The following is a 21,377-nucleotide window of genomic DNA, read 5'->3' as shown; positions in this document are numbered from 1 at the left end:
TAAGCAGTCCGATGTCGCAGCCGATCCGTCTCAAGGACCACGAGAAAGACGCCCGCCTGGTGCGCAACCGCGTCGTGGTCGGCGCAGTCGCGATCATGCTGCTTATCTGCGTGCTGATTGCGCGTCTGTACTACCTGCAGGTCATCCAGCACGACTATCACTCGACGCTGTCGGAGAACAACCGGGTGCATGTGCAGCCGATCCCGCCGACCCGCGGGCTGATCTTCGACCGCAACGGGGTGATCGTCGCCGACAACCGGCCCAGCTTCAGCCTGTCGATGACCCGCGAACGTGCGGGTAACTGGCAGGAAGTGCTGGATACCATCGTCGAAGTGCTGGAGTTGACGCCTGACGACCGCGCCCTGTTCGAGAAGCGCATGCGCCAGGGCCGCAGGCCGTTCGAGCCGGTGCCGATCCTGTTCGAACTCAACGAAGAGCAGATCGCCCGTGTGGCGGTGAACCAGTTCCGCCTGCCGGGCGTGGAAGTGGTGGCCCAGCTGGTGCGCCATTACCCGCAGGGCGCGCATTTCGCCCATTCGGTGGGGTATGTGGGGCGGATCAACGAGAAAGAGCTGAAAACCCTCGACCCGGTGAACTACAGCGGCACCCACCACATCGGCAAGACCGGCATCGAGCGCTTCTACGAAGCCGACCTGCATGGCCAGGTGGGCTACGAGGAAGTCGAGACCAACGCCCGAGGCCGTGTGCTGCGGGTGCTCAAGCGCACCGACCCGAAACCGGGCAAGGACATCGTGCTGAGCCTGGACATCAAGCTGCAGGAGGCCGCCGAGGCTGCCCTGGGGGGCCGGCGTGGTGCGGTGGTGGCGCTCGACCCGCGTACCGGCGAGGTGCTGGCGATGGTCAGCCAGCCCAGCTTCGACCCCAACCTGTTCGTCACCGGCATCGGCTTCAAGGCCTATGCCGAACTGCGCGACTCGATCGACCGACCGCTGTTCAACCGCGTGCTGCGCGGCCTGTACCCGCCAGGTTCGACCATCAAGCCGGCGGTGGCCATCGCCGGCCTGGACAGCGGCGTGGTCAATGCCGGCAGCCGGGTGTTCGACCCGGGCTACTACCAGCTGCCCAACTACGACCACAAATACCGTAACTGGAACCGTTCGGGCGATGGCTGGGTCGACCTGGACACCGCGATCATGCGCTCCAACGACACCTACTTCTACGACCTCGCCCACAAGATGGGCATCGATCGGCTGTCCAGCTACATGAACAAGTTCGGCATCGGCCAGCGGGTTTCCCTCGACATGTTCGAGGAATCCGCCGGGCTGATGCCATCGCGTGAATGGAAACGCGCCACCCGCCGCCAGGCCTGGTTCCCCGGCGAAACCCTGATCCTCGGCATCGGCCAGGGCTACATGCAGGCCACGCCGCTGCAACTGGCCCAGGCCACTGCGCTGATCGCCAACAAGGGCTTGTGGAACCGCCCGCACCTGGCCAAGACCATCGAAGGCCAGCCGCCGGTGGATGACAACCCCATGGAAAACATCGTACTGCGTGACAAGTCCGACTGGGCCAAGGTTACCCATGGCATGGAGCAGGTGATGCACAATGCCCGCGGTACCGCACGCAAGGCGGCCATCGGCTCGCAATATCGCATTGCCGGCAAGAGTGGTACCGCCCAGGTGGTGGCGATCAAGCAGGGCGAGAAGTACGACCGCAACAAGCTTCAGGAGCGCCACCGCGACCACGCCCTGTTCGTCGCCTTCGCCCCGGCCGAGGACCCGAAGATCGTGGTTTCGGTGATGGTCGAGAACGGGGAGTCCGGCTCGGGCGTCGCCGCCCCGGTGGTGCGCCAGGTGATGGACGCCTGGTTGCTCGACGAAAACGGCCGGCTCAAGCCCGAGTTCGCGCCTGCCACGGTTACCCAGGAATCAGCCCTGTGATGAACAATTTCGATCGCATGCTCTCCAGCGAGGATGTGATGCGTCGGCGCGCCAGCTTTCTGCAGCGCATCCACGTCGACGGCCCTTTGCTGATCATTCTGCTGACCCTCGCGGCCGGCAGCCTGTTCGTCCTGTATTCGGCCAGTGGCAAGAACTGGGACCTGCTGCTCAAGCAGGCCACCTCGTTCGGCATCGGCCTGGTGTCGATGTTCATCATCGCCCAGCTGGAGCCGCGCTTCATGGCTCGCTGGGTGCCGCTGGCCTACCTGGCCGGGGTGCTGTTGCTGGTGGTGGTGGACGTGATGGGCCACAACGCCATGGGCGCCACGCGCTGGATCAACATCCCCGGGGTGATCCGCTTCCAGCCCTCGGAGTTCATGAAGATCATCATGCCGGCGACCATCGCCTGGTATCTGTCCAAGCGCACGTTGCCGCCGCATCTGAAGCATGTGGCGATCAGCCTGGTGCTGATCGGCGTGCCGTTCATCCTGATCGTGCGCCAGCCCGACCTGGGTACGGCGCTGCTGATCCTCGCCTCCGGGGCTTTCGTGCTGTTCATGGGCGGGCTGCGCTGGCGCTGGATCCTCAGCGTACTGGCGGCTGCGGTGCCAGTGGCGGTGGCGATGTGGTTCTTCGTCATGCATGACTACCAGAAGCAACGGGTACTGACCTTCCTCGACCCGGAAAGCGACCCGTTGGGCACTGGCTGGAACATCATCCAGTCGAAGGCGGCGATCGGCTCGGGCGGTGTGTTCGGCAAGGGCTGGCTGCTCGGCACCCAGTCGCACCTGGATTTCCTGCCGGAAAGCCACACAGACTTCATCATCGCCGTGCTCGGCGAGGAATTCGGCCTGGTCGGCATCTGCCTGCTGCTGATCGTCTACCTGCTGCTGATCGGCCGTGGCCTGATGATCACCGCCCAGGCGCAGACCCTGTTCGGCAAGCTGCTGGCGGGCAGCCTGACCATGACCTTCTTTGTGTACGTGTTCGTCAATATCGGTATGGTCAGCGGCCTTCTGCCCGTGGTGGGCGTGCCGCTGCCCTTCATCAGCTATGGCGGAACTTCGTTGGTGACGCTGCTGTCAGCGTTTGGCGTTCTGATGTCGATCCACACGCACCGCAAATGGATCGCTCAGGTTTGAATAAGGTGAAGAATTTCATGCAAGCAGTGCGTAACTGGGCTGCCCGTTGTGCGCCGTGGATCGGCGCGGTGGGCCTGTTCGGCGCTGTACAGCTGGCCCATGCCGGCGATTATCAGGGCTCGCCGCAGGTGGCCCAGTTCGTTGGCGAAATGAGCCGCGACTATGGCTTTGCCCCTGAGCAGCTGATGGGTGTGTTCGCGGAGGTGCAGCGCAAGCAGTCGATCCTCGACGCCATTTCGCGCCCGGCCGAACGGGTAAAGCCGTGGAAGGACTACCGGCCGATGTTCATCACTGACGCGCGTATTGCCCGCGGTGTGGACTTCTGGCGCCAGCACGAAGCGGTGCTGGCCCGTGCCGAGCAGGAATATGGCGTGCCGGCGCAGTACATCGTTGCCATCATCGGCGTGGAAACCTTCTTTGGCCGCAACACCGGTAACTACCGGGTGATCGATGCCTTGTCGACCCTGGGCTTCGACTACCCGCCACGGGCGGAATTCTTCCGCAAGGAGCTGCGCGAGTTCCTGCTGCTGGCCCGTGAGGAACAGCTCGACCCGCTGACGCTCAAAGGCTCCTACGCTGGTGCAATGGGCCTGCCGCAGTTCATGCCGAGCAGCTTCCGCAACTTCGCGGTGGACTTCGACGGCGACGGCCACATCAATATCTGGAACAACCCGGACGATGCCATTGGCAGCGTGGCCAGCTACTTCAAGCGCCACGGCTGGGTGCCCGGCGAAGGTGTGGTCAGCCGCGCCTGGGTGGACGGTGGGCGCGCCGACGAAGGCCTGACCACCGGCATCGAGCCGGTAAAAACCGTTGGGGAGTTGCGCACGCTTGGCTGGTCGGTCCATGATTCGTTGCGCGATGATCTGCCGGTTACCGCCTTCCGTCTCGAGGGCGACAATGGCCCCGAGTACTGGATGGGCCTGAAGAACTTCTACGCGATCACTCGCTACAACCGCAGCGTGATGTATGCCATGGCGGTGCATCAGCTATCGGAACAGCTGGTTCAAGCACGGGGCGTCAAGTAATGCGCGCAATCATCTCTGGCAAATCTTTCAAGCTGCTCACCTGCCTCGCCGTGGGCGTGGTGCTGGCCAGCTGTTCGTCCAACCGCCCGCCCCAGCAAAGCAGTGGCAACGTGGTGCGCACCCAGCCGGGCCTGGACATCAACCGCGCGCACAAGGACGGCGCGCCGTGGTGGGACGTGGATGTGAACAAGATCCCCGACGCCACGCCAACCGTGCACACCGGCAACTACAAGGCCAACCCGTACACGGTATTGGGCAAGACCTACTACCCGATGCAGGACTCGCGCAATTATCGCGCGGAAGGTACCGCGTCGTGGTATGGCACCAAGTTCCACGGCCAGAACACCGCCAACGGCGAGCTGTACGACCTGTACGGCATGAGCGCGGCGCACAAGACCCTGCCGCTGCCGGCCTACGTGCGGGTGACCAACCTGGCCAACGGCCGTAGCGTGATCTTGCGGGTAAACGACCGTGGGCCGTTCTATTCGGACCGCATCATCGACTTGTCCTATGCCGCGGCGAAAAAGCTCGGTTATGCCGAGATTGGCACCGCGCACGTGCGCGTCGAAGGTATCGACCCGCAGCAGTGGTGGGCCCAGCGTGGCCAGACGCCACCGATGGTGCTGAAGGAGCCCCAGGTGGCCCAGACCCAGGCGATCCCGGCCAGTACCGGGCGCGTCGAGCAATGGACCCCGCCGCCCCAGCAGCATGCAGCGCCGGTGGTGCCGGTGCAGGTGGCCGGCAACAACGTGCCGGCCGGCAGTGGCGGCAGCTTCCTGCAGGTGGGTGCCTTCGCCAACCCGGACGCCGCCGAACTGCTGCGCTCCAAGCTCAGCAGCATGGTCAGCGCGCCAGTGTTCATCAGCTCGATCGTGCGTAACCAGCAGACCCTGCACCGCGTGCGCCTCGGGCCGATCAACAGCCAGGGCGAGATCCAGCAAGCGCAGGACAGCATCCGCCTGGCGAACCTTGGGCAGGCCAAGCTGGTCACAGCTGACTGACCGCGTTGCCTTCTTCGCGGGCACGCCCGCTCCCACAGGGCATGCGAAACCCTGTGGGAGCGGGCGCGCCCGCGAAGAAGGCAACACCAAACTGTCGGTTTTGTCATGAATTGACGGGCGCGGGCATGTACAATGTCGGCTTTTGCCCGCAGCGACATAAAGCCGCACATTGCGAGCCAGGCCTACGGCCGCAAAAACTAGACTGACTGGCGCTGGGCACATGATCTTGCCCAGGGAACATCAGACCATTAGCGATTTTCGAGAGACGGATGAACATCACCAACCTTGCCAAACGACTTTGCCTGCCCGTACTGCTGATGATCACGCCTGCCGCCTTCGCGGCTGAGCAGATGACGCCGGCGCCACCGCAACTGGCAGCCAAGTCCTACGTACTCATGGATGCGTCCAGCGGCAACGTGCTGGTCGAGAACAACGGTGACGAGCGCCTGCCGCCTGCCAGCCTGACCAAGCTGATGACGGCCTACATCGCCACCCTGGACATCCGTCGCGGCCAGATCGGTGAAAACGACCCGGTTACCGTCAGCGAAAACGCCTGGCGGACCGGCGGTTCGCGCATGTTCATCAAGGTGGGCAGCCAGGTGACCGTCAGCGACCTGCTGCACGGCATCATCATCCAGTCCGGCAACGACGCCTCGGTCGCCCTGGCCGAGCACATCGCCGGCAGCGAAGACGCCTTCGCCGACATGATGAACAAGACCGCTGCCGACCTGGGCATGGCCAACAGCCACTTCATGAACCCGACCGGCCTGCCGCACCCGGACCATTACTCGTCGGCCCACGACATGGCTACCCTGGCCCGTGCGATCATCAATGTCGACCCGGCCCACTACGCCATCTACTCGCAGAAAGAGTTCTTCTGGAACAACATCAAGCAGCCAAACCGCAACCTGCTGCTGTGGCGTGACAAGACTGTCGACGGCCTGAAGACCGGCCACACCGACGAAGCCGGCTACTGCATGGTGGCTTCGGCCGTTCGCGATGGCCAGCGCCTGATCGCCGTGGTCTTCGGCACCAACAGCGAGCAGTCGCGTGCTGCCGAGACCCAGAAGCTGCTGACCTATGGCTTCCGCTTCTTCGAAACCCAGACCTTCTACCAGAAGGGTACCGAGCTGACCAAGTCGCCGGTCTGGAAAGGCGCGACTGGCGAAGTGAAAGCTGGCCTGGCCAACGATCTGACCCTGACTATGCCTAAAGGCCAATTGAAGCGCCTGCAGGCTTCGATGACCATGAACCCGCAGCTCACCGCGCCAATCGCCAAAGGTGACGTGATCGGCAAAGTGGAAGTCAAACTGGACGAGAAAGTGGTTCACAGCGCCGACCTGATCGCCCTCGATGGCGTCGAGGAAGGTGGTTTCTTCCGCCGTATGTGGGATAGCATCCGTCTATTCTTCTACGGGTTGTTCAACTGATACGTGACCTGCATGCCCCCGCGTATCCAGCGGGGGCGTTGTTGTTGCCACGGCTTACGAGGCCGTTTCCGCCATGAGCGAACCAGACGTCAAGTCGCACAAGATCGAATTCCCCTGCGACGATTACCCGATCAAGGTCATCGGTGACACCGTTGTCGGCTTCAAGGACACGGTGATCGAGATCCTGAGCAAGCACGCGAAGGTCGACCTTTCCACCCTGGCCGAGCGCCAGAGCAAGGAAGGCAAGTACACCACCGTGCAATTGCACATCGTTGCCGAAAGCGAGAACCAGCTGCACGATATCAACAGCGCCCTGCGCGCTACCGGCATCGTGAAAATGGTGCTCTGATGTCCGCCTGCCTCGGTTTTCGCGAGCTTGGCCTGCAGCCCTACGAACCGGTGCTGGAGGCCATGCGTCGCTTCACCGAGCAGCGCAGCCCGGACAGCCAGGATGAAGTCTGGCTGGTCGAGCACCCCGCGGTCTTCACCCAGGGCCAGGCCGGCAAGGCCGAGCACCTGCTGGTGCCGGGCGACATCCCGGTAGTGCAGACCGATCGCGGTGGCCAGGTGACCTACCATGGCCCCGGGCAGCTGGTGGCCTACCTGCTGCTGGATGTGCGCCGGCTGGGCTTTGGCGTGCGTGAGCTGGTCAGCCGTATCGAGCAGACCCTCATCGACCTGCTCGCCAGTTACGATGTCCAGGCCGCGGCCAAGCCCGATGCCCCGGGCGTCTATGTCGACGGAGCGAAAATCGCCTCCCTCGGCCTGCGAATCCGCAACGGCCGTTCGTTCCACGGCCTTGCCCTGAACGTGGACATGGACCTCGCGCCATTCCGCCGAATCAACCCCTGCGGCTATGCGGGGCTGGCGATGACCCAGCTGCGCGACCTGGCAGGTCCGATCGAACTCGACGAGGTCAGGACAAGGCTGCGCGGACAGCTGGTCAAGCACCTCGACTACGCTGAGCAGACGACCCTCACGGGCGGAATCGACTGAATATGACAACTGTGCAAGAAGCCGTGCCGAACCTGATACCTACCCAGGATGCCACCCCGCGCCCAGCGCCGAAGAAGGTGGAAGCCGGGGTCAAGCTGCGTGGTGCCGAAAAGGTGGCGCGCATCCCGGTGAAGATCATCCCCACCGAAGAGCTGCCGAAGAAGCCCGACTGGATCCGCGTGCGTATCCCGGTGTCGCCCGAGGTAGACCGCATCAAGCAGCTGCTGCGCAAGCACAAGCTGCACAGCGTATGCGAAGAGGCATCCTGCCCGAACCTGGGCGAGTGCTTCTCCGGTGGTACCGCCACCTTCATGATCATGGGTGACATCTGCACCCGTCGTTGCCCGTTCTGCGACGTTGGCCACGGCCGGCCGAAACCGCTGGACCTGGACGAGCCGAAGAACCTGGCCATCGCCATCGCCGACCTGCGCCTGAAGTACGTGGTGATCACCTCGGTGGACCGCGACGACCTGCGTGACGGTGGTGCCCAGCACTTTGCCGACTGCATTCGCGAAATCCGTGCGCTGTCGCCGGGCGTACAGCTGGAAACCCTGGTGCCGGACTACCGTGGGCGCATGGATATTGCCCTGGAGATCACCGCGCAAGAGCCGCCGGATGTGTTCAACCACAACCTCGAGACCGTACCGCGCCTGTACAAGGCCGCGCGCCCGGGTTCGGACTACGACTGGTCGCTGGACCTGCTGCAGAAGTTCAAGCAGTTGGTGCCGCACGTACCGACCAAGTCGGGCCTGATGCTCGGCCTGGGCGAGACCGACGAGGAAGTGATCGAAGTGATGCACCGCATGCGCGAGCATGACATCGACATGCTCACCCTCGGCCAGTATCTGCAGCCGTCGCGCAGCCACCTGCCGGTGCAGCGTTTCGTTCACCCGGACACCTTCGCCTGGTTCGCCGAGGAAGGTTACAAGATGGGCTTCAAGAACGTCGCTTCCGGCCCGTTGGTGCGTTCTTCGTACCACGCTGACCAGCAGGCTCACGAAGCCAAGATCAAGCTCTGAGCCAAGCACAGAGCCACGCATGCCGATGCGCGCCGAAGGGCCGCATCGGCATTTTTGTTTGTGCCACACGCGCTGCAAGGAGCCGCGATGAATTGCGCCGAAACCTTCCAACCCAGCCTGCCAGCCGCGCTGCCGCGTGATGCCTGTTTTGCCATTGTCGCCCCGGCGGGCGCGGCGCGGCTGGATACGCACAAGGTCAACCAGTGGTTCGTTGATAGAGGCTACAGCTGCCGCATCTATCCGGGAGCCCTTCAGGCTCAGGGCTATCTGGCGGGGCCGGACCGGCAGCGGTTACAGGACCTGCATGATGCCTTTGCCGACCCGGCTATCGACGCCATTCTGTGCATGCGTGGGGGGTACGGCAGCATGCGCCTGCTCGACCAGCTCGATTTCGAACTGATTCGGCGCAACCCCAAGCCTCTGATCGGCTACAGCGACATCACCGCGCTGCACACGGCGATCTACCGGCATGCCGGGCTGCTCACCTTCCATGGCGGGATGCTCAATGCCGACCTGCTGGGGGCCAAGTTGCCGCCAACCGAGACTTCGTTGCTGGCGCAGCTGGGTGGGCATGTGCGGGCAGGTGAGCAGATCGTGCACCCTGCTGACTTCGCATTGAGCAGCGTGCTGCATGGGGTGGCCAGCGGGCCGCTGCTGGGCGGCAACCTGTCGATGCTGGGCGCGACCCTGGGGACGATTGCCGAGCTGGATACGCAGGGCTGCATCCTGTTCATCGAGGACGTCAACGAGCCGCTTTACCGGGTGGATCGCTTGCTGACCCAGCTGCGCCTGGCAGGCAAGCTGGAGGGGGTGAAGGGTGTGCTGGTGGGGGACTTTGCCGGGATTACCACTGCGGCGTTGACGCCCCTGCTGGAGGATATCTTCGCGCCGCTGGGTGTGCCGGTGCTGGCCGGGTGGCGCAGTGGGCATTGTGACCCGAATGTGTGCTTGCCGTTGGGGGCTCGTGTAAGGCTGGACAGTGATCGGCAGAGCTTGCTGCTGGAGCAGGATCTTTTCCAGGCTTGAGATTGTCGGGGCTGCTTTGCAGCCCATCGCGACACAAGGCCGCTCCTACAGGAGACCGCGTTACCCCGATGGTTCGCGATCGCTTGTAGGAGCGGCCTTGTGTCGCGATGGGCCGCGCAGCGGCCCCAAGATTCTCACTGCTGACGCAGGCTCTCGAGCAGCTTGTGCGTCGGATACCCATCTGCCGGCCACCCCAGCCCCTGCTGGGCATTGCGGATCGCCTTGCGGGTATTGGCGCCAATGATGCCATCGGCATTGCCGGCTTCGTGCCCATTGCTGTTCAGCAGGTTCTGCAGCTCCATGCGCTCGCTGCGGCTGAGCGGCAGGTCTTCTTTCGGCCAGCTGCCGGCAATGAAGCCCCAGCCCGTGAAGCGATCACCCAGCAGGCTTACCGCCAGCGCGTAGGATGACGAGTTGTTGTACTTGAGGATGGCGCGGAAGTTGTCCAGCACCAGGAACGCCGGGCCACGCGCGCCCGCTGGCAGCAGCAGGGCGGCAGACAGCTGGTTGCTGCCCACTGGCAACTGGGTACCGGCAGGCAGTTTCACGCCCATCGCCAGCCACTCGCTCACCGGCTTGCGCAGGGCGCCATCGGCCTGCCAGTAATCGAAGCCAGGCGGCACCTGGACCTCGAAGCCCCACGGCTGGCCACGTTTCCAGCCCGAGCTCTGCAGGTAGTGCGCGGTCGATGCCAGGGCGTCTGCCGTGCTGTTCCAGATGTCACGGCGGCCATCGCCGTCGAAGTCCACGGCATGGGTGTTGTAGGTGGTCGGGATGAACTGGGTCTGGCCCATGGCGCCGGCCCACGAGCCACGCATGGCCTCAGGCTGGATGTCGCCATGCTGGATGATCTGCAGCGCAGCGATCAGCTGGTCCTGGGCGAACTGCGGGCGGCGGCCCTCATAGGCCAGGGTGGCCAGCGAGCGGATCACCGATTTGCTGCCCTGGAACTGGCCGAAGTTGCTCTCCATGCCCCATACCGCGACCAGCACCTGGCGATCGACGCCATAGCGTTGCTCGATGCGGGTCAGCAGTTCGGCGTTCTGCTCCAGCAGCTTCTTGCCGTTGCGTACACGCAGGGGCGACAGGGCGCCTTCGAGGTATTCCCATACCGGGCGGGTGAACTCCGGCTGGCTGCGATCAGCCTTGATCACGTCCATGTCGGGGGTGACGCCGAGGAAGGCGCGGTCGAAGGTGTCCTGCGAAATGCCGGCTTGCAGGGCTTGCTGGCGAAAGCCCGCTTGCCATTGCGCGAAGGTTTGCAGAGGCTGGATTTCAGTGTTGGTGTCGGGCGTCGTGCCGGGCAGGGTCACCACCGGGGCAGGCTGGGCGGGGGCCAGCGGCAGGGCATCGGCGGCGGTGGGCTTTTCTGCGCAGGCCACGAGCAGGATGAAACTGGAGGCCGCGATCAGCTGACGGGTTTTCCAGCGGGGGAGAAGACTGAGGAGCATTCACAGATCCAGAATTGCAGGTCAGGTGATGACCATACCATGCCTGCGCTTTCGATGCTTTCATGCAGCCAAAAAGTAGGAAGCCTCCCAATCTCTCGATTGGAAGGCTTCGCGGCGGTAGCTGCCTTTGCCCTTGTTCGGCTGTTCCTGGCGGCAGCGGAACAGCGGTTGGGCGATGATCGACTTGGCCTTGTTGGGGCCGTGCTTTTTCGGCTTTTTGCTCATGGCGGGATTCCCGGGTTGGGTGGGTTTCGCGGCGCACTGTAGGGCTTGGGGCAGGGTGGGGCCAATTGATTGTGTTTATGGTTCGAGATGTTGGGGACATTGCAGCCCTGTGGGAGCGGGCGTGCCCGCGAACACCGGCGAAGCCGGTGCCATCCACCGTGTCGCCTGATTCGCGGGCATGCCCCCACAGCGGCCCCAGTTACTCGGGAGGCAGTGCCAGGCGCTGGCCGGCCATCAGCAGCGACAAGCGCGCCAGGCCGGTCCACGGCGAGCCCTCTGCCTGGCCCTTGATCTGTGCATCAATACGCTGGGCATCTTGCAGCAACTGCGCCCAGCGCTGCGCCGACAGGCGCTGCAGGGCCTTGCTGACCAGTGGCCGGCGTTTGTCCCAGATCGGCGGGCGGGCCTGGCTGAAGGCCTTGTCCAGCGGTACACCCTGGCTGAACTGCTGGGCCAGCCCGGCCAGCTGGCGCAGCTCACGGGCCAGGGCCCAGAGAATCACTGGTGGCTCAACGCCTTCACCGCGCAAGCCTTCGAGCATGCGCAAGGCATGCGCGGCTTCGCCGTTGAGAATGGCATCGACCAGGCCGAAGACATCGAAGCGGGCGCTGTCGGCGACGGCGGCCTGCACGGTCTCCACTGTGATCTGGTTACCTTCGGCGAGCAGCTTGAGCTTTTCGACTTCCTGCGCGGCAGCCAGCAGGTTGCCTTCCACGCGTGCGGCGATCAGGTCGACGGCGTCACGCTGTGCAGAAAGGCCGGCCTGCTGCAAGCGCTGGTTGATCCACTGCGGCAACTGGTGCACATCCACCGGCCAGATCTGGATGAACTGGCAATGGGGACCTTCGATCAGGGCCTTGCCCCACTTGGTCTTCTGCGCGCTGCCGTCCAGCTTGGGCAGGCTGACCAGCAGCAAGGTGTCTTCGGCAGGGTTGGCGCAGTATTCCATCAGCGCAGCAGCGCCCTTGTCACCAGGCTTGCCTGAGGGCAGGCGCAATTCCAGCAGGCGGCGCTGGGCGAACAGGGACAGGCTGGCGCCAGCCTGGAGCAGGGTGCCCCAGTCGAAGTTGGCGTCGGCACTGAATACCTGGCGTTCGTCGAAGCCCTGCTGGCGCGCGGCGTTGCGGATGGCGTCGGCGGCTTCCTGGCACAGCAGCGGGTCGTCGCCGCTGACCACGTAGACCGGTGCCAGGGCGCCTTGCAGGTGCTTGTTGAGTTGGGCGGGAGCGAGCTTCATGGGAAACAGGCGGGGTACCCGAAGGTACCCCGCTCGGGCTTAGTTGCCCGGTACTTCCAGTGGCGACTGCTGAGGCGTCTCGGCCTGCTGGCGGCGAGCGGCCTCCAGCGCAGCGGCTTCGGCCTTGGCACGCTCGTCGGCTTGACGCTGCAGCTCGTCCAGCTGGGACGGGGTCAGCATCTGCAGGCGAACGACCATGGCGTTGACCAGGTCGCGACGCATTTCTTCGCGGGCGCGGTTGGCTTCCTGTTCGGAGCCGGTGATGTTCGAGCCGTCCCGCAAGTAGATCTTGCGCACTTCCAGCTTGTCGCTCATCAGCTCCAGGTTGTTCAGGCCCTGGATGCTGTAGTTCAGCACGGTGGTCAGCTCGTACTCGGCGGTACGGTTGCCACTGTTGTAGGTCGCCGAGCGCTCGCGCTCCTGCTCGTTGGTTAGCACCAGTCGGTACGGTGCGCCAGCGTGCACGTTGACGCCGCTACGCTGCAGTACTTCACGCAGCTGGACCACGGTCGGGCCGTAGGCGTTGCGTGCGCTTACGTCCATTTCCTTCACGCTCAGCTCGGTGGAGCCGGTGCCACGCAGCTGGAAACCGCAGGCGCTGAGCATGACCGCCAGGCCAATTACCAGCAAATTGCGTTTGATCATGTTGTTGCTCCCTTGTGGGCCTGTTCGCCCGCCCGCAGTGCCTGCGGGCGGGCGTTGCCATCAGTTGGCGACGATGTTGACCAGCTTGCCCGGAACCACGATGACCTTGCGGATGGTCAGGCCATCGATGAAGCGCAGGACGTTCTCGTTGCTGCGCGCGGCGGCTTCGATTTCTTCGCGGCTGGCGGCGGCCGGCATTTCGACCTGGCCACGCAGCTTGCCGTTGACCTGCACCACCAGGGTGACGGTGTCCTGTACCAGGGCTGCCTCGTCGACGGCTGGCCAGCTGGCGTCGATGACGGCCTGCTGGTGGCCCAGCTGTTGCCACAGCTCGTGGGAGATGTGCGGGGTGATCGGCGCCAGCAGCAGGGTGACGGCCTCCAGGCCTTCCTGCAGCAGGGCACGGTCCTGTTCAGTGGCCTGCGGGGCCTTTTCCAGCACGTTCATCACGGTCATCACCTGGGCGATGGCGGTGTTGAACTTGTGGAACTGGCCCACGTCGGTGCTGGCCTGCTTGATGGCGGCGTGGATGGCGCGGCGGATGACCTTTTGCGCGTCGTCCAGGGCGGCGACATCCAGCTTGCCCGGCAGGCCTTGGGCTACATGAGCCTGGGCCAGGCGCCAGACGCGGCGCAGGAAGCGGCTGGCGCCTTCGACGCCGGAGTCGGACCATTCCAGGCTCATGTCGGGCGGCGAGGCGAACATCATGAACAGGCGGCAGGTGTCGGCGCCGTACTGGTCGATCATCGATTGCGGGTCGACGCCGTTGTTCTTCGACTTCGACATCTTCTCGGTGCCACCGATTTCCACCGGCAGGCCGTCGGTCTTCAGGCGGGCGCCGATGATCTTGGCCTTGGCATCGCGCTCGACCTCGACATCGGCCGGGTTGAACCAGTCCTTGCCGCCGTTGCTGGCCACACGGTAGTAGGTTTCGGCGACCACCATGCCCTGGGTCAGCAGGTTCTTGAACGGCTCGTTCGAGGTGACCAGGCCTTCGTCACGCATCAGCTTGTGGAAGAAGCGCGCGTACAGCAGGTGCAGGATGGCGTGCTCGATACCGCCGATGTACTGGTCGACCGGCAGCCAGTGGTTGGCCGCTTTCGGGTCGACCATGCCACCTTCGTAGTTCGGCGAGGCGTAGCGGGCGAAGTACCAGGACGACTCGACGAAGGTGTCCATGGTGTCGGTTTCGCGCTTGGCCGCGGTGCCGCATTTCGGGCAGCTGCACTCGTAGAATTCAGGCATGCGCGCCAGTGGCGAACCGGCACCGTCCGGCACCACGTTTTCCGGCAGGGTGACCGGCAGCTGGTCTTCCGGCACCGGTACGTCGCCGCAGGACGGGCAGTGGATGATCGGGATCGGGCAGCCCCAGTAGCGCTGGCGGCTGATACCCCAGTCACGCAGGCGGAACTGGGTACGCGATTTGCCCAGCTCCTTGCGGATCAGGGCGGCTTCGATGGCGTCGAAGGCACCGGCAAAGTCCAGGCCGTCGAATTCGCCGGAGTTGATCAGCTGGCCGTGCTCGCCATAGGCGGCCAGCCACTCGCTGCCGACTTCGTCGCCAGCGCTGGTGCGCACCACGGCCTTGACCGGCAGGTTGTACTTGTGGGCGAACTCGAAGTCGCGCTCGTCGTGGGCCGGCACGGCCATTACGGCGCCATCGCCGTAGTGCATCAGCACATAGTTGGCGACCCATACCGGCAGCTTCTCGCCGGTCAGCGGGTGCTCGACCAGCAGGGAAGTGGCCATGCCCTTCTTCTCCTGGGTGGCCATGTCGGCTTCGGCAACGCTGCCGCTCTTGCACTCTTCGATGAACGCCTGCAGCGCCGGGTTGCCCTGGGCGGCCTGGGTGGCCAGCGGGTGTTCGGCGGCGACGGCGACGTAGGTGGCGCCCATCAGCGTATCGGGACGGGTGGTGAACACCTTGAGGGTGCCTTCGTGGCCGATGCTGGCCATGTCGTACGGGAACTGCACTTCCATGCCGCGCGACTTGCCGATCCAGTTGCGCTGCATGGTCTTGACCTGCTCAGGCCAGCCCGGCAGCTCGTCCAGGCTTTCCAGCAGCTCGTCTGCGTAGTCGGTGATGCGGAAATAGTACATCGGGATTTCGCGCTTCTCGATCAGCGCGCCCGAACGCCAGCCACGGCCGTCGATGACCTGCTCGTTGGCCAGTACGGTCTGGTCCGCCGGGTCCCAGTTCACGGTACCGTTCTTGCGGTAGATGATGCCTTTCTCGAACAGGCGGGTGAACAGCCACTGCTCCCAGCGGTAGTAGTCGGGCTTGCAGGTGGTGACTTCACGTGCCCAGTCGATGGCCAGGCCCAGGCTCTTGAGCTGGGTCTTCATGTAGTCGATGTTTTCGTACGTCCACTTGGCCGGGGCGACGTTGTTCTTCATCGCCGCGTTTTCCGCGGGCATACCGAATGCGTCCCAGCCCATCGGCTGCAGGACGTTCTTGCCCAGCATGCGCTGGTAGCGGGCAATCACGTCACCGATGGTGTAGTTGCGCACGTGGCCCATGTGTAGCTTGCCGCTCGGGTACGGGAACATCGACAGGCAGTAGTAGGTGTCCTTGCCTGGCTGTTCGGTAACAGCGAACGATTGTTGCTCGTCCCAGAACTTCTGGGCGGCGGCTTCGATATCACGGGGCGTGTATTGTTCGTGCATGGCTACTTTTTGCTGAGAGGGAAGAGACCTTGTTCCAGGCAGCGGAACCTCGCTGCGTCCGGCACTCCGGTGTCGTTTAGAGTGAACGCCGTAGCATACAGCAGCGCCGCGCATCGTGGGAAACCTTCGTTGCGAATGCCCGCTGGTCGCGGCACACGGCTGCTTTTTTCAACGACGCTAAGCTCAGGTGTGGGGGGAGATATTCTTATCTTCAATGAGGTGAACGGATGGGAGAGACGCAGCTACCCGCAATCAGACCGGAGCTATACGAACGCCTGATCGACCGGCTTGGCCTGGCGCTGGAAGTGGCCAGGACCTCGGTGCGATTGCGCGACGAAATGCCAGCCGAGCTGGAGTTGCGTGGCCTGAGCCACGCAGAGTTCGAACTGATCAAGGCCTACCTGGATTCCCTCCCGGAGCGCCACAATGCCTGTGTCGGCAGTTACCCACAAGCGGAGCCGACATCGGCCAAGATCATCTGGCTCAAGGACAAGAAACGCCCCGCCAGCACGGCGAGATCCAGGACGCTGCCGCATCGCTAGCCGTTCAGGACGCCAGGCGCAGGCTATCGCGCGCCGGTTCTTAAATTTTGCACAGCTCACGATCGGCGCCGGCCACACCCTTGTTGACCGGCGTCGATCCTTCTAGGCTGCACGCCTGCCAAGGAGGTGTGGCCAATGTCGATCCGATTCTTCGTCAAACAATGGCTGATGCCGCCAGGCGTCCTGTTCCTGCTGCTGCTTGTGGCATGGTGGCTGCGCCGCCGTCGGCCCCGGCTGGCAGCGCTGTGCTTTGCCCTGGGCCTTGGTGGCCTGTGGCTGATGAGCCTGCCGCTGGTGGTGCAGGAAACCGCTCGTGTGCTCGAGACAGAAGCGCCACTGGCGGTAAGCGATTGGACAGGCCTGGCAAGCCGGGCAGATGCCATTGTGGTGCTGGGCGCGGGGCGTGAGCGGGGTGACCCGGCCTGGGGTGGTGGCGACCAGCCCACAGCCACGGCGCTGGAGCGCATGCGCTTTGCCGCACGGCTGGCCAAGGCTTCGGGCTTGCCGGTGTTGACCAGTGGCGGGTTGCACTATGACTCGCCGCCGAGCGAGGCGCAGTTGATGGCTGATCGCCTGCGTGAAGATTTCGGTGTCGAGGTGAAATGGCGAGAGGAGGGCAGCCGCACGACCTGGGAAAATGCCCGGCTGACGGCCAAGGTGCTGCAGCCGTTGGGGATTCGCCGGGTGGTCGTGGTGACCCAGGCCTGGCACATGCAGCGCTCGCGCTGGAGCTTCGAGCAGGCGGGGTTCGAGGTGGTGCCGGCGCCAGTCGGGTTCCTCGGGCGCGATCATGCGCGGCCGTTCGGCGGGTTGCTGCCGGAGAGCCGGGCGATGTGGCAGAGCGGGCAGTTGCTCAATGAAGTGGCTGGGTTGGTGGGGTATCGGCTGTTCTACTGATTTACCGGCTTACGCGATCCCTTGTAGGAGCGGCCTTGTGTCGCGATGGGCTGCATGGCAGCCCCAGATTTCAGCTTCTATGCCGGGAATGCCGGGGCCGCTTTGCGGCCCTATCGCGACACAAGGCCGCTCCTACAGTGATCTGCGTCGCCTGGTTAAACAGTCTTGGCTATTCGCCCAGCCAGCAACGCCCAACCCAGCAGCAATGCACAGACAATCGCCAGCGGCCACGACCGCCATTGCAGGTACGGCGTCAGCTTCTGCATCGGCACCACCTCGCCATACAGCACCGCCTGCTGGAACTGCGGTACCTGCGTGGTAATGCGGCCAAACGGGTCGATCAGCGCGGTCACGCCATTGTTGGTGGCGCGGATCATCCAGCGCCCGGCTTCCAGCGCGCGCATCTGTGCCATCTGCAGGTGCTGCAGCGGGCCGATCGAGGTACCGAACCAGGTGTCGTTGCTGATGGTCAGCAGCAGGTCGCTGCGGGCCGCCAGGCCTGCGGCGAATTCGGGGTAGACCACTTCGTAGCAGATGTAAGGCGCAATCTGGTAGCCCTTGGCCTGCAGCAGCGGCTGGTCTTCCGGCCCGCGGGCGAAGTCCGACATGGGCAGGTTGAAGAACTCGATCAGGCCACGCAGCATGTCCTGCAGCGGCACATACTCGCCAAAAGGCACCAGCTTCTGCTTGAGGTAGGTGCCATCGCCTTCACCAGTGACAGTGATGCCGTTGTAGTAGCGGCGCTGGTGATGCACCACTTCACGCACCGGCACGCCGGTAATCAGCGCCGAATGCCGCTCGGCGGCAAACCGGCCCATCACGTCGATATAGCCTTGGGCCTGGTCCTTGAGCACCGGCACCGCGGTTTCCGGCCACACCAGCAGGTCTACCGGCCTGGAGCTGAAGCTCAGGTCACGGTACAGCGCCAGTTGCGCATCGATGTGCGCGGGGTCCCATTTCAGGTCCTGCTCGACGTTGCCCTGAATGGCCGCCACTTTCAGTGGGTCGCCCGCCGGCTTGGTCCAGGCATGGCCCTTGAGCGCCAGGCCCAGCACCCACGGGGCCAGCAACAGCAGGCAGCCCACCGCGAGGAACGAGGGGCGGGCGCGCAGGCGGTGCACGTTGCACAACAGGGCAGCGGTCAGGGCCAGTGCGAAGGAAATCAGCCACACACCACCCAGCGGTGCCAGGCCGGCGAGCGGGCCGTCCAGCTGGCTGTAGCCGGCGTAGAGCCAGGGGAAGCCGGTCAGGAACCAGCCGCGGAAGGCCTCTTGCAGCAGCCACAGGGCGGCAAAGCACAAGGCGTCGGCCAGTGGTGCTTCGGTGCGGCGCAGCCAGCGTGCCCACAGCCAGGTGGGCAGGGCGAAGAACCAGGCCAGGGCGGCGAAGAAGGCCAGCAGCAGCAGGATCGCCAGCAGCGGCGAGGCACCGCCGTAGGTGTTCATGCTGACGTAGATCCACCAGGTACCGGCACCGTACAGGCCGAAGCCGAACCACCAGCCGCGCCACATGGCCTGGCGCGGGCTGAGCTCGCGCAGGCCGAGGTAGAGCAGGGCGATGGACAACACGGCCAGGGGCCAGATGTCGAAAGGCGCCAGGGCCAGGAGGGTGGAGGCACCGGCCGCCAGGGCCAGCAGGTTACCGGGCCAGCCGGGGCGGGTGATCCAACGCATGTTTGTCCTTAACGGGTGATCGGTGTCAGGCGCAGCAAGTGTATCCGCCGGCTGTCGGCATTGAGAATACGGAACTTGTAAGGGCCGATCTCGGTGGTCTCGTTGCGCTTGGGCAGGTGACCGAAGGCGCTCATTACCAGGCCGCCGACAGTGTCGAACTCGTCATCGGAGAATTCGCTGTCGAAGAACTCGTTGAAGTTTTCGATCGGGGTAAGCGCCTTGACCAGGAAGTCACCGCTGGGCAGCGGTTTGATGTAGCTGTCTTCCTCGACGTCGTGCTCGTCCTCGATGTCGCCGACGATCTGCTCCAGCACGTCCTCGATGGTGACCAGGCCGGCCACGCCGCCGTACTCGTCGATGACGATGGCCATGTGGTTATGGTTGGCGCGGAACTCGCGCAGCAGCACGTTCAGTCGCTTGGACTCGGGCACGAAAGTGGCCGGGCGCAGCAGGTCCTTGATGTTGAAGCTGTCGCCATTCTCCTTGAGGATCAGCGGCAGCAGGTCCTTGGCGAGCAGGATCCCGAGCACATCGTCATGGCTTTCGCCGATCACCGGGTAGCGCGAGTGCGCGGCGTCGATCACCGCCGGCAGGAACTCGCGGGGCGACTGGCTGGCCTTGATGCTGATCATCTGCGAACGCGGCACCATGATGTCGCGAACCTGCAGGTCGGCCACCTGGATGGCGCCTTCGACGATGGTCAGCGCTTCGCTGTCCAGCAGTTTGTTCTGATGGGCTTCGCGCAGCAGTTCAAGGAGTTGCTGGCGGTTTTTCGGCTCATGGGCAAAAGCCTGGGTCAGTTTACCCAGCCAGGACTTCTGCCCGTTGCTCGATCGATCTTCGCTCATGGCGGTTCTCGTGATCCTTCGTGTATCAGTGTGTGATGGTGTCGGTTTCATCGTCGGCGTACGGGTCTGGATGACCCAGTTCTGCCAGCAATTCCCGTTCCAGGCCTTCCATTTCCTCGGCTTCCTCATCTTCGATGTGGTCGTAGCCGAGCAGGTGCAGGCAACCGTGTATGACCAGGTGCGCCCAGTGCGCTTCCAGCGACTTGCCCTGTTCGGCGGCTTCGCGCTCGACCACTGGCACGCAGATCACCAGGTCGCCCAGCAACGGGATATCGAGCAGGTCGTCGGGGACGTCGGCCGGGAACGACAGCACATTGGTCGCGTAGTCCTTGTGCCGGTAGGTGTGGTTCAGCTCGCGGCCTTCGGCTTCGTCGACCAGGCGAATGGTCATTTCCGAATCGGCGCTGCGCTGGCGCAGGGCCAGTTCGCACCAGCGGCGAAAGGCGGTGTCATCCGGGGCGGCAGCATCCGTGGCCCGTTGAATATCGAGTTCAAGCATCTTTGCCGGGCGCCTCGGGCTTGGCCTGGCGGGCATCGAAGCGGTCGTAGGCCTCGACAATGCGCTGCACCAGTGGGTGACGAACCACATCTTTGGGTTGGAAGTGGGTGAAGCTGATACCCGGAACGTCCTTCAGCACCTCGATGACGTGTGCCAGACCTGACTTGGTGCCGCGGGGCAGGTCAACCTGGGTGATGTCACCGGTGATGACCGCGGTGGAGCCAAAGCCGATACGGGTAAGGAACATCTTCATCTGTTCCAGCGTGGTGTTCTGGCTCTCGTCGAGGATGATGAAGCTGTTGTTCAGGGTGCGGCCACGCATGTAGGCCAGCGGCGCGATCTCGATCACCTGGCGCTCGATCAGCTTGGCCACATGTTCGAAGCCGAGCATTTCGTACAGGGCGTCGTACAGCGGGCGCAGGTACGGGTCGATCTTCTGGGCCAGGTCGCCGGGCAGGAAGCCGAGCTTTTCGCCCGCCTCTACCGCAGGTCGCACCAGCAGGATCCGGCGCACCTGTTCGCGTTCCAGCGCGTCCACGGCGCAGGCCACGGCCAGGTAGGTCTTGCCGGTACCGGCCGGGCCGATGCCGAAGTTGATGTCGTTGGCCAGGATTTCCTTGACGTAGCGTTGCTGGTTGACCCCGCGCGGGCGGATGTTGCCCTTTCGCGTGCGCAGCGACACGCTGACCTCGTTGACGGCCGAGTTGTCGATGTTCTCGACGGTCGATTCCTGCAGGTACAGATGCACGGTTTCCGGCGACAGGTCGCTGGCCTTTGTCTCGCGGTAGAGACGGCGCAGCAGTTGTTCGGCAGCGGAGGTGGTCTTGGGTTCGCCGATCAGTTCGAACTGATTGCCGCGGTTGCGGATCTCGATGGCCAGGCGCTGTTCGATCAGGCGCAGGTGCTCGTCGAACTGGCCGCACAAGTTGGCGAAACGGTGGGCCTCGAAGGGTTCGAGGATGAAGCGATGGGGTTGTATGGGTGCGTTCAAGGTCGTTTTTAGCCGCTCGACGGCAATGGATGTGAACTCAAGAATAACCCTTGAATGGCAGTGGCGAAAGCACTGAAACGTTCAACGGTATGTATGGCCTGTTCCGGCCCTATCGCCGGCAAGCCGGGCTCCCACAGATACTGCACAGGCCTGAAGCTT

Annotated in this window: 20 protein-coding genes; 11 read left to right on the top strand and 9 right to left on the bottom strand. The window is 64.0% G+C overall.

Annotated elements, in window-relative coordinates:
• Positions 1-11: 11 nt before the first annotated feature.
• From mrdA to GEV38_RS24210, 9 genes are all read left to right on the top strand, one after another.
• A complete protein-coding gene (gene mrdA / locus GEV38_RS24250; RefSeq protein ID WP_173896043.1) occupies positions 12-1,901 on the top strand; it encodes a penicillin-binding protein 2 in 1,890 nt (629 codons plus the stop codon).
• 38 nt (positions 1,902-1,939) lie between these two features.
• Positions 1,940-3,043 (top strand): rod shape-determining protein RodA, encoded by a 1,104-nt coding sequence (gene rodA, locus GEV38_RS24245; RefSeq protein ID WP_015271941.1) that lies wholly within the window; start codon positions 1,940-1,942, stop codon positions 3,041-3,043.
• A gap of 17 nt (positions 3,044-3,060) precedes the next feature.
• Positions 3,061-4,071 (top strand): lytic murein transglycosylase B, encoded by a 1,011-nt coding sequence (gene mltB, locus GEV38_RS24240; protein WP_015271940.1) that lies wholly within the window; start codon positions 3,061-3,063, stop codon positions 4,069-4,071.
• Positions 4,071-5,072 (top strand): septal ring lytic transglycosylase RlpA family protein, encoded by a 1,002-nt coding sequence (locus tag GEV38_RS24235; RefSeq protein ID WP_013974354.1) that lies wholly within the window; start codon positions 4,071-4,073, stop codon positions 5,070-5,072. The genes mltB and GEV38_RS24235 overlap by 1 nt, the downstream gene beginning before the upstream one ends.
• Before the next feature lie 269 nt (positions 5,073-5,341).
• Positions 5,342-6,502 carry a D-alanyl-D-alanine carboxypeptidase family protein gene (locus tag GEV38_RS24230; RefSeq protein WP_013974353.1) on the top strand — a complete coding sequence of 387 codons (1,161 nt, stop codon included), beginning with the start codon at positions 5,342-5,344 and terminating at the stop codon, positions 6,500-6,502.
• A gap of 73 nt (positions 6,503-6,575) precedes the next feature.
• The gene (locus GEV38_RS24225) at positions 6,576-6,851 is read left to right on the top strand and encodes a DUF493 domain-containing protein (RefSeq protein WP_003249736.1); all 276 of its coding nucleotides are present in this window, start codon (positions 6,576-6,578) and stop codon (positions 6,849-6,851) included.
• A complete protein-coding gene (gene lipB, locus GEV38_RS24220; RefSeq protein WP_013974352.1) occupies positions 6,851-7,498 on the top strand; it encodes a lipoyl(octanoyl) transferase LipB in 648 nt (215 codons plus the stop codon). Before GEV38_RS24225 ends, lipB begins: the two co-directional genes overlap by 1 nt.
• 2 nt (positions 7,499-7,500) lie before the next feature.
• Entirely contained in the window at positions 7,501-8,517 is a 1,017-nt protein-coding gene (gene lipA / locus GEV38_RS24215; protein WP_003257574.1) for a lipoyl synthase, read from the top strand.
• An 87-nt stretch (positions 8,518-8,604) separates the two neighbouring features.
• Positions 8,605-9,543, top strand: a complete 939-nt coding sequence (locus GEV38_RS24210) for an LD-carboxypeptidase (RefSeq protein WP_054573593.1) — start codon at positions 8,605-8,607, stop codon at positions 9,541-9,543.
• A gap of 134 nt (positions 9,544-9,677) precedes the next feature.
• On the opposite strand, the gene GEV38_RS24205 is transcribed toward GEV38_RS24210, so the two are convergent.
• From GEV38_RS24205 to leuS, 5 genes are all read right to left on the bottom strand, one after another.
• On the bottom strand, positions 9,678-10,994 hold the full coding sequence (locus GEV38_RS24205) for a lytic murein transglycosylase (protein ID WP_015271937.1): 1,317 nt from the start codon (positions 10,992-10,994) through the stop codon (positions 9,678-9,680).
• 60 nt (positions 10,995-11,054) lie between these two features.
• Positions 11,055-11,219, bottom strand: a complete 165-nt coding sequence (gene arfA, locus GEV38_RS24200) for an alternative ribosome rescue factor ArfA (protein WP_003257578.1) — start codon at positions 11,217-11,219, stop codon at positions 11,055-11,057.
• Between the two features lie 199 nt (positions 11,220-11,418).
• Entirely contained in the window at positions 11,419-12,456 is a 1,038-nt protein-coding gene (holA, locus tag GEV38_RS24195) for a DNA polymerase III subunit delta (protein WP_054573594.1), read from the bottom strand.
• A 39-nt stretch (positions 12,457-12,495) separates the two neighbouring features.
• A complete protein-coding gene (gene lptE, locus GEV38_RS24190) occupies positions 12,496-13,101 on the bottom strand; it encodes an LPS assembly lipoprotein LptE (RefSeq protein ID WP_003257580.1) in 606 nt (201 codons plus the stop codon).
• 60 nt (positions 13,102-13,161) lie between these two features.
• Positions 13,162-15,768 carry a leucine--tRNA ligase gene (gene leuS, locus GEV38_RS24185; protein WP_054573595.1) on the bottom strand — a complete coding sequence of 869 codons (2,607 nt, stop codon included), beginning with the start codon at positions 15,766-15,768 and terminating at the stop codon, positions 13,162-13,164.
• 227 nt (positions 15,769-15,995) lie between these two features.
• Between leuS and GEV38_RS24180 the strand changes: the two genes are divergently transcribed.
• Together GEV38_RS24180 and GEV38_RS24175 are read left to right on the top strand one after the other, a co-directional pair.
• Positions 15,996-16,310 carry a hypothetical protein gene (locus tag GEV38_RS24180; RefSeq protein ID WP_003257582.1) on the top strand — a complete coding sequence of 105 codons (315 nt, stop codon included), beginning with the start codon at positions 15,996-15,998 and terminating at the stop codon, positions 16,308-16,310.
• Positions 16,311-16,445: 135 nt separating this feature from the next.
• Positions 16,446-17,207, top strand: a complete 762-nt coding sequence (locus GEV38_RS24175; RefSeq protein ID WP_054573596.1) for a YdcF family protein — start codon at positions 16,446-16,448, stop codon at positions 17,205-17,207.
• Positions 17,208-17,362: 155 nt separating this feature from the next.
• On the opposite strand, the gene lnt is transcribed toward GEV38_RS24175, so the two are convergent.
• The 4 genes from lnt to GEV38_RS24155 are packed head-to-tail and all read right to left on the bottom strand — an operon-like array spanning position 17,363 to position 21,218.
• A complete protein-coding gene (gene lnt, locus GEV38_RS24170; protein ID WP_013974344.1) occupies positions 17,363-18,880 on the bottom strand; it encodes an apolipoprotein N-acyltransferase in 1,518 nt (505 codons plus the stop codon).
• An 8-nt stretch (positions 18,881-18,888) separates the two neighbouring features.
• On the bottom strand, positions 18,889-19,728 hold the full coding sequence (locus tag GEV38_RS24165; protein ID WP_003257584.1) for an HlyC/CorC family transporter: 840 nt from the start codon (positions 19,726-19,728) through the stop codon (positions 18,889-18,891).
• Between the two features lie 25 nt (positions 19,729-19,753).
• Entirely contained in the window at positions 19,754-20,227 is a 474-nt protein-coding gene (gene ybeY / locus GEV38_RS24160; RefSeq protein WP_015271932.1) for an rRNA maturation RNase YbeY, read from the bottom strand.
• The gene (locus GEV38_RS24155; protein WP_054573597.1) at positions 20,220-21,218 is read right to left on the bottom strand and encodes a PhoH family protein; all 999 of its coding nucleotides are present in this window, start codon (positions 21,216-21,218) and stop codon (positions 20,220-20,222) included. The genes ybeY and GEV38_RS24155 overlap by 8 nt, the downstream gene beginning before the upstream one ends.
• Positions 21,219-21,377 lie beyond the last annotated feature (159 nt).

The sequence above is a fragment of the Pseudomonas sp. 13159349 genome (assembly GCF_013305685.1).
Lineage (GTDB): Bacteria > Pseudomonadota > Gammaproteobacteria > Pseudomonadales > Pseudomonadaceae > Aquipseudomonas > Aquipseudomonas asiatica.
This window is presented reverse-complemented; position numbering and strand designations above follow the sequence as displayed.

Coding starts and splice junctions, on each gene's coding strand:
- mrdA (WP_173896043.1), top strand. CDS start 12: ATGTCGCAGCCGATCCGTCTCAAGGACCACGAGAAAGACGCCCGCCTG.
- rodA (WP_015271941.1), top strand. CDS start 1,940: ATGCGTCGGCGCGCCAGCTTTCTGCAGCGCATCCACGTCGACGGCCCT.
- mltB (WP_015271940.1), top strand. CDS start 3,061: ATGCAAGCAGTGCGTAACTGGGCTGCCCGTTGTGCGCCGTGGATCGGC.
- GEV38_RS24235 (WP_013974354.1), top strand. CDS start 4,071: ATGCGCGCAATCATCTCTGGCAAATCTTTCAAGCTGCTCACCTGCCTC.
- GEV38_RS24230 (WP_013974353.1), top strand. CDS start 5,342: ATGAACATCACCAACCTTGCCAAACGACTTTGCCTGCCCGTACTGCTG.
- GEV38_RS24225 (WP_003249736.1), top strand. CDS start 6,576: ATGAGCGAACCAGACGTCAAGTCGCACAAGATCGAATTCCCCTGCGAC.
- lipB (WP_013974352.1), top strand. CDS start 6,851: ATGTCCGCCTGCCTCGGTTTTCGCGAGCTTGGCCTGCAGCCCTACGAA.
- lipA (WP_003257574.1), top strand. CDS start 7,501: ATGACAACTGTGCAAGAAGCCGTGCCGAACCTGATACCTACCCAGGAT.
- GEV38_RS24210 (WP_054573593.1), top strand. CDS start 8,605: ATGAATTGCGCCGAAACCTTCCAACCCAGCCTGCCAGCCGCGCTGCCG.
- GEV38_RS24205 (WP_015271937.1), bottom strand. CDS start 10,994: ATGCTCCTCAGTCTTCTCCCCCGCTGGAAAACCCGTCAGCTGATCGCG.
- arfA (WP_003257578.1), bottom strand. CDS start 11,219: ATGAGCAAAAAGCCGAAAAAGCACGGCCCCAACAAGGCCAAGTCGATC.
- holA (WP_054573594.1), bottom strand. CDS start 12,456: ATGAAGCTCGCTCCCGCCCAACTCAACAAGCACCTGCAAGGCGCCCTG.
- lptE (WP_003257580.1), bottom strand. CDS start 13,101: ATGATCAAACGCAATTTGCTGGTAATTGGCCTGGCGGTCATGCTCAGC.
- leuS (WP_054573595.1), bottom strand. CDS start 15,768: ATGCACGAACAATACACGCCCCGTGATATCGAAGCCGCCGCCCAGAAG.
- GEV38_RS24180 (WP_003257582.1), top strand. CDS start 15,996: ATGGGAGAGACGCAGCTACCCGCAATCAGACCGGAGCTATACGAACGC.
- GEV38_RS24175 (WP_054573596.1), top strand. CDS start 16,446: ATGTCGATCCGATTCTTCGTCAAACAATGGCTGATGCCGCCAGGCGTC.
- lnt (WP_013974344.1), bottom strand. CDS start 18,880: ATGCGTTGGATCACCCGCCCCGGCTGGCCCGGTAACCTGCTGGCCCTG.
- GEV38_RS24165 (WP_003257584.1), bottom strand. CDS start 19,728: ATGAGCGAAGATCGATCGAGCAACGGGCAGAAGTCCTGGCTGGGTAAA.
- ybeY (WP_015271932.1), bottom strand. CDS start 20,227: ATGCTTGAACTCGATATTCAACGGGCCACGGATGCTGCCGCCCCGGAT.